Origin of the sequence: Mesorhizobium sp. M5C.F.Ca.ET.164.01.1.1 (genome assembly GCF_004792125.1) — a bacterium.
In the GTDB taxonomy this organism is placed as follows: domain Bacteria; phylum Pseudomonadota; class Alphaproteobacteria; order Rhizobiales; family Rhizobiaceae; genus Mesorhizobium; species Mesorhizobium wenxiniae.
Genome location: NZ_SRTG01000373.1, coordinates 1 through 321, shown reverse-complemented (window position 1 = coordinate 321; position 321 = coordinate 1). Strand labels below are relative to the sequence as shown.

Here is a 321-nt window from a genome sequence, read left to right as displayed (position 1 = left end):
GAGCGACCTGGATTTCGTGCAGCGGCTGATGGAGCACGAAGGCATCTTCTATTTCTTCGAATATGACGAGGGCAAGCACACGCTCATTCTGTGCGATGCGATGAGCAAGCTGAAGCCGGCTCCGGGCTACGACAAGGTGCTTTACAATTTCGAGGGGCAGGCCTCGCGGCGCGATGTCGAATACATCACCGAATGGATTCCAGGCAGTTCGGTGCGGCCCGGCGCCTACGCCCACACCGACTATGATTTCGAGAAGCCCGGCGCGGATTTGATGGCGAAATCGGCGCAGCCCTTCGGCCACAAGGAAGCCGCCGGCGAAAA

Annotated in this window: 1 protein-coding gene; it reads left to right on the top strand. The window is 59.2% G+C overall.

Annotated features, from left to right (window positions below; translation table 11 throughout):
- A partial coding sequence (locus tag EN807_RS33865; protein ID WP_281405261.1) for a contractile injection system protein, VgrG/Pvc8 family occupies positions 1 to 321 on the top strand: 321 nt, incomplete at both ends.